The sequence below is a fragment of the Chitinivibrionales bacterium genome, assembly GCA_014728215.1.
GTDB lineage: Bacteria > Fibrobacterota > Chitinivibrionia > Chitinivibrionales > WJKA01 > WJKA01.
Genome location: WJLZ01000078.1, coordinates 1 through 6201, shown reverse-complemented (window position 1 = coordinate 6201; position 6201 = coordinate 1). Strand labels below are relative to the sequence as shown.

Sequence of the window (6201 nt, the reverse complement as noted above, 5' to 3'; positions counted from 1 at the left end):
CCATGATTATTATCTGAGTAATTCGTTTCATTGTTTCTCCTTTATTCACGTTTTTCTGTTTTGTTGACTTAAATGACGTTGTGACTGTTTCTTTTCGACCCAGAAATAGATAGTCGGCACCGCAAAGAGTGTTACCACTGTCGAGGTAATAAGTCCGAAGACCACGACAATGGCGAGTGGGCGCTGAATTTCGGATCCCGTACCGGTTGCCAAAACCAATGGAACAAGACCAAGGACAGTAGTAAGCGTGGTCATCATTACGGGCCTGAATTTGCTCCGGCAACCCGCAATTACCGCATCGGTAATGTTTTTCCCCCTTTCTTTCTGTTGTTCAAATTTACTTATTAAAACAACGCCGTCGGTAAGCGCGATACCGAACAACGCGATAAAACCAATGGATGATGGAATACTTATATTCTCCCCTAAGACGCCCAATGCGACGATACCGCCCACCAGCGCCAGAGGTATGTTCACGAGGATGACCAGGGTAAGGCGAATCGAATTAAAGAGCCCGTAGAGCAATATGACGACAATGATCAGCGTGACCGGTATGACAATTGCCAGTCGACGGTTTGCGGCCTGCTGAAGTTCAAACTTTCCACCCCAGTCGATCCGGTATCCCGGAGGAAGAATATCGGCTTTCTCGACAACCTTTTTCGCATCGACAACAAAGGTACCCACATCCCGCCCACGAACATTACAGAGAACCGAGATATAGCGCTGGGTATTTTCGCGGCTGATCTGCCGGAGTCCGGTCCGGGTTTTTATGTGTGCAATATCGCCCAGACGGAGGTGTTCGCCCGATGGCCCCTTGATAAGCAGGTCGGCAAGATCGTCCCGGTTTTCCTGGAACCGTTTATCCAGCCGCACCAGGATGCGAAAGGTCTGTTGTCCCTCGAAAACTTCACCGGCAACAGTACCGGTGAGGGCTTGACGGACGACCTCCTGGACTTCCCGCTTGTTCAGCCCATAGCGCGCAAGCCGGGAATCATCGAGAATGACCTGCATCTGGGTCTGACCGTCAGTCTGTTCCACCCGTAAATCGCTGACGCCTGAAATATCCGAAACCACATGCTCCACTCTGCCTGCAAGCTCTTTGAGCCGGTCCATATCATCGCCGAATATCTTAATCACCACTTCTGCCCCGGCTCCGGCAATGAGACCGTCGAGTTCATGGGCAATGGGCTGGGAAAATCCGATAGCCACCCCCAGGGTGTTACGCAGCTTTTCATCCAGCGCTTCCACAATTTCCTCCTGGGTCCGTCTCTTTTGCCGGAAAGACCGACGTTTGAGGGTAATGGTAATGCAACCGTAATTCGTGTGGTGCATGTGGGGCCCAACCTCACCGTAGCCGATATCCGCCACCACATTCTTAATTTCCGGCACTTCCTTTGCACTGAGCGATATGTCGGTGCACACCTTTTTTATTTCATCAAGTGACACATTGGGATTCATATAAGCGTAGCAATTGATAGAGCCTTCCTGCAGAGTAGGAATAAACTCCCGTCCCAGGCGGGTAAAGCTAATCACACCGATCGCCAGTATCACTAAGCAGACTCCTATTATCCGCCCCGGCCTGTTGACGGCTTTACGCACAGCGCGTTCGTATATATCAAGAACCGGCCCGAGATATTTTCCCTGTCCCTGGTCGGAACGCTTTTTATCGAACCGCTGCAGAAGGCTGAAAAAGACCGGCGCAATCAGCAAGGCATATATCAAGGACCCCGCCATGGTTGCCACCACTGCAAAAGCAAGGGGCCGGAACATTTTGCCTTCTATTTCGCCCAGGGTAAAAATAGGGAAAAACACCACCGAAACAACAAAAACCGCAAAGAGAATCGGCCGCCCGACTTCCCTTGCAGCTTCCAGAATCCCCTTCTCAACATCTTGCTCATTGCCGGTTGTCGTAACCGAGGTCTGCATCTTTTCAACGATAATTATAGCGGCGTCGATAATCATTCCCAAGGCAACGGCCATACCCCCCAGGGAAATAAGATCCCCGGACATCCCGGCGCGCTCCAGCATGATAATACCGAAAAGCAACGAGAAGGGCATCGAACAAACCATAATCAGAGCATTGCGCAGGTTTCCAAGAAACAAAAACGCGACAACCGAAACCAGGATGAGTCCCAGAATGAGCGAATTCCTGACCGTGTTGATACTGCTGGCAACCAACTCGGCCTGGTCATAGTAGGGTACAATGCGAATGCCGGGAGGAAGCGTGGCATTAAGTTCGGCAATCCGCCTGCGCAGGTCGGTGATTACTTTGAATGAGTTGGCGCGATGAAGTTTGTAAATGCCCCCCAGTACGACTTCCCTTTCACCGTCGAGAACCGCCACTCCCCGCCGGAACGCCTTCCCGCCGAACACTGAGGCAACATCGCGGACCAGCACCGGTTGGCCGTCTACGCTTTTTATCACGACATTTTCGATTTCCTCCACCGTACCGACCCGTCCGAGGGTGCGCACAATGAGTTCTTCACTTTCACGGGTGATAACACCGGCTCCCACATTGGCGTTGTTTTCCTCAATCGCACGGCTGACATCTAAGGGACTGAGTCGGTATGCCAGAAGCTTTTCGGGCGACAATTCGACTTCATACTGTTTCAGGTACCCCCCCTGGCTAACCACTTTTGCCACTCCGGGCAAGGTCTCGAGGCCCCGTTTGATTACCCATTCGTGCAGAGTACGGACCTCCACGATGTCCTTGTCGCCTGCATCAAGATAGTAGGCGAGGATTTTGCCCATCCCGCTTGCCACCGGCCCCATTTCGAGCCCGTGGGGAAGCCCCGCGCCCTCGGGGATGTTCTCCTCCGCCATTTTGAGCCGTTCGGCCACCAGTTGCCGAGCCAGGTAAATATCGATATCATCCCTGAAATAGATGTTGACCGTCGAGAGTCCCAGCGATGAAATTGACCGTATCTTCTCCACCCCGGGTATACTGCGCATCGCCGTTTCGGTGGGACGGGTAACAAGCTGCTCCACTTCTTCGGGAGCCATCCCGTCTACTTCGGCGAAAACCTGTACCAGATTAGGGCTGACATCCGGAAAAGCGTCGATAGGTAGATTTCTGATGGAGAACAAGCCTAAAGCAACGATAACCAGAACAATGAGGGACGACAACAGCTTATGCCGTAACAGGACTGATATTATTTTTGGCATCATGTAATTATCTCCAATCGTCAATGAGCATGTCCGTGGCTGCAACCGGTATTACCGCCGGCCGCTTTGACATATTCGGCTTTCAGGTGAAAGGCATTTTTTGCAGCGATCTTTTCACCGGCCGTAAGACCTTGCAGGACTTCGGTACGGCTATTGTCCGAAACCCCCGGTACGATTTCCCGCAGCTCAAACACCCCCTTATTCCACACAAATACACACGGATGATCATTGACATTCTGGACACTGCCTTTGTGGACTAAAAGCGCTTTATCCTCCGACGGCAACCGTATATCAGCCTGCACAAAGAGACCCGGTCGCAGTAAACCCTCCTCATTTTCTACTACGGCGCGAACAGTAACCGTCCGTGTCTCAGGGTTGGCAACAGGTGACACATAGGCAACCTTCGCCTCGACCTTCTGTTTACCGGGCAGTGCAAGATCGATAGCCAGTCCTTCTCTGAGTTCCGCAAGATCTTCATGACCGACCGTCAGGTCCAGCCATACTGTGGACAGGTCGGCGATAACGAAAATCTTTGTGCCATTGGGGAGCGATTCCCCCAGGGTAAGGTGTTTCTCCAACACCTGTCCGTTAATCGGCGCCCGCGCCACAAAACTTGACAGGAGATTATCTTCCGATTCCGACATTCCGCCGATTGACGATTTCGGGACCCCCAGGGCCAAAAGCTGCTGACGGGCCGATTTTTTTTCGATACTTCTTTCGGCAAGGACCTGACGGGCGGTCAGATATTCCTGTTCGCTGGTCACCTGTTTTTTCCACAACCGTTCTTCCCGCTCATAAAAATCCCGGGCAAGCCGTTCCCGTTTTGTCGCTGCAAGAAAAGCGGCCTTTGCCTCGGCCAGTTCCCGACTCTCCAGGACCGCCAGGACTTGACCGGCCCGCACCTTGTCGCCGACTTTTACCCGCGAGCTGCGGACGATTCCGGAAAGCTGCGTGACGATATGAACAGCCTTCTCTTCATCCAGCCGTATTTCACCCGGCACACGGACCACCCTGTTCAACGAACCTTCGGCAGCCTCGGCGATTTTAATACCGAATCGCTGCGCCTGAGCTTTTGTTATTTTTACGACCGAGGGCGCATGAACAGCATTCCTTTCATGTCCTTTTTCATCGTGCACACCGTCATCTGCATGCACCGGGCCTTGCTTTTTAGTACCAGCCTGTTCGTGCGCACGCCCCGTACAGTGCACTATCGGCAAACCAACGCTCGCCATGCAGGTCACAGCTATCGCTTTTGCAAACATTTTTCTCATTTTTTTGTCTCCTTATCGTCGGAGGAACGGCTATTCTTTTTGACAATATTATTTACCGGCATACCGGTGAGACGTTCCACCTCGACTGCGGCAAGATGACATTCTTCGAGTGAATCCAGATATCGCTGCCTGATCAGAAAGAGCGTTCGCTGCGCATCGAGCATCTGAAGAAAATCAAACTTGCCTTCCCGGTACCCCAGTTCGGTGGATTCATAGGTTGTAATCGCCGCGGGAAGGACCTCTTCACGGAGGCTGACATTTTCGGCATGTGCGGCGGCGAGGTGGTGCCAGGCATCAGAAAGGGCGGTGGAAAGCGCGATTTGCGCCGCTTCTTTCTCCAGTTTCGTTTTCTGCATTCGCGCCCGAGCTTCTTTTATGCCTCCCCTGTTCCGATCGAACACCGGTATCGGCAGAGAAAGACCGACCATAAAGGTCTGGTCCGGAGTTTCAAGAGAACGCTTGAATCCTGCACGCAGGGTCAGGTCGGGGACTGCCTCTGTCCGTGCCTTTGAAAAGCGTGCCTTGCTTCGTACAATTGCGGTACGCCGGCGGGCAAGGTCCGGATTTTGAGGAAGTAATACTTTAAGGGAATCTTCGGAAGGTACTGTACTGAGGCCATTCAATTCGCCTTCAACATGGGAAAATGCCGCATGATCGGCACCCCAGAAACCTGCCAGACGCCGCCTCGCGGCTTCCAATTCACGGCCGGCCCCGGCGGCATCCGTTCGGGCGGCAGCCAGTTCTATCAGCGCCCGCGATTTTTCAACGGGAGAGATTTTCCCCGCCGCCGCTTTTTCACTAACCGCCGAGGCTGTCTTGTTTGCAATATCAAAGAGTTCATCATTGAGCGCCACCTGTTTCTGCGCTACCAGGACTTCAATAAAAGCCGTGGCGGTGGCTGCAAGGATATCAAGCTTTTTGATTTGATAGTCCCATGCTGCGAGTTGTTTTTCATGCTCTGCAACCACGCGCCGTTTTCTTCGCTTTCCGGCCGGTTCCACCCGTTGAGAAATGCCAACAGTCATTTCGGTACCTTCTAAACTCCGCAATTCATTGCTTCCACCCAGATTTCCCATCTCTCCTTCCAGCTCAGGATTCGGGAGAAGGCCGGCCTGAAGAGCGGCGGCTTCACGCGCACGGATCTCCGTCGAACAGGCCGCAAGTGACGGATTATGGCGCAACGCCAGGCTGAGGGCTGTGGCCAGATCGAGCGCCTCCGGAACTGCGGCCTCATGTCGGCACTCGACAGACAATTCCTGCGCCTGCCATTCCAGAATATGAACAGGGAAAGCCCCGCCTTCCGAACTGCGCGCCGCCACTCCTTCCCCGAAACCAAATCCCGCCCTCAATACAACCAAAACAGCGGGGAAGAAGGAAAATGGTATTCGCATATTTTTCTCTCCAGTCAAAAGTAGTTTTTGACATTATCAATGGTATGTCAACGAATCCAAACACCAATTAATCGATTGATCTCCATGATCCCGGCCTGAATTACATAGATATTATCCAGCCGCCAAAGGACCGTGAAATCGAACAGTAAGAGTAATTATTTGGAAAGAAAGCGCTGCTAAATCTGAAGGACCGTGCTTGGAAGGTGAGAGGGAAGCGAAGAAAACAGAGATGTATGCCGCCGGTTTAAATGGATCGGCAGGTAATGATTTTCTACCGACCAGACAAACAAACAGGAATGTTTGCCGGTATTAGAACATAGTTTTTCAATTTTATTCCGGCTGTTTTCGGGAACAATGAAATTATTTTTATCCCCGTT

At 52.2% G+C, this 6201-nt stretch carries 3 protein-coding genes; all 3 read right to left on the bottom strand.

The features are described 5' to 3' along the window. Positions 1-45: 45 nt before the first annotated feature. The 3 genes from GF401_05460 to GF401_05450 are packed head-to-tail and all read right to left on the bottom strand — an operon-like array spanning position 46 to position 5824. On the bottom strand, positions 46-3165 hold the full coding sequence (locus GF401_05460) for a CusA/CzcA family heavy metal efflux RND transporter (protein ID MBD3344491.1): 3120 nt from the start codon (positions 3163-3165) through the stop codon (positions 46-48). 17 nt (positions 3166-3182) lie between these two features. Then, complete coding sequence (locus GF401_05455) at positions 3183-4433, bottom strand: efflux RND transporter periplasmic adaptor subunit (GenBank protein ID MBD3344490.1); 1251 nt, start codon at positions 4431-4433, stop codon at positions 3183-3185. Beyond that, positions 4430-5824: a TolC family protein gene (locus GF401_05450; GenBank protein MBD3344489.1), complete on the bottom strand. Its 1395-nt coding sequence runs from the start codon at positions 5822-5824 to the stop codon at positions 4430-4432. Before GF401_05450 ends, GF401_05455 begins: the two co-directional genes overlap by 4 nt. Positions 5825-6201 lie beyond the last annotated feature (377 nt).

What these genes read in the sequence shown, in the direction of transcription:
- GF401_05460 (MBD3344491.1), bottom strand. Translation starts at nt 3,165, where the DNA reads ATGATGCCAAAAATAATATCAGTCCTGTTACGGCATAAGCTGTTGTCG.
- GF401_05455 (MBD3344490.1), bottom strand. Translation starts at nt 4,433, where the DNA reads ATGAGAAAAATGTTTGCAAAAGCGATAGCTGTGACCTGCATGGCGAGC.
- GF401_05450 (MBD3344489.1), bottom strand. Translation starts at nt 5,824, where the DNA reads ATGCGAATACCATTTTCCTTCTTCCCCGCTGTTTTGGTTGTATTGAGG.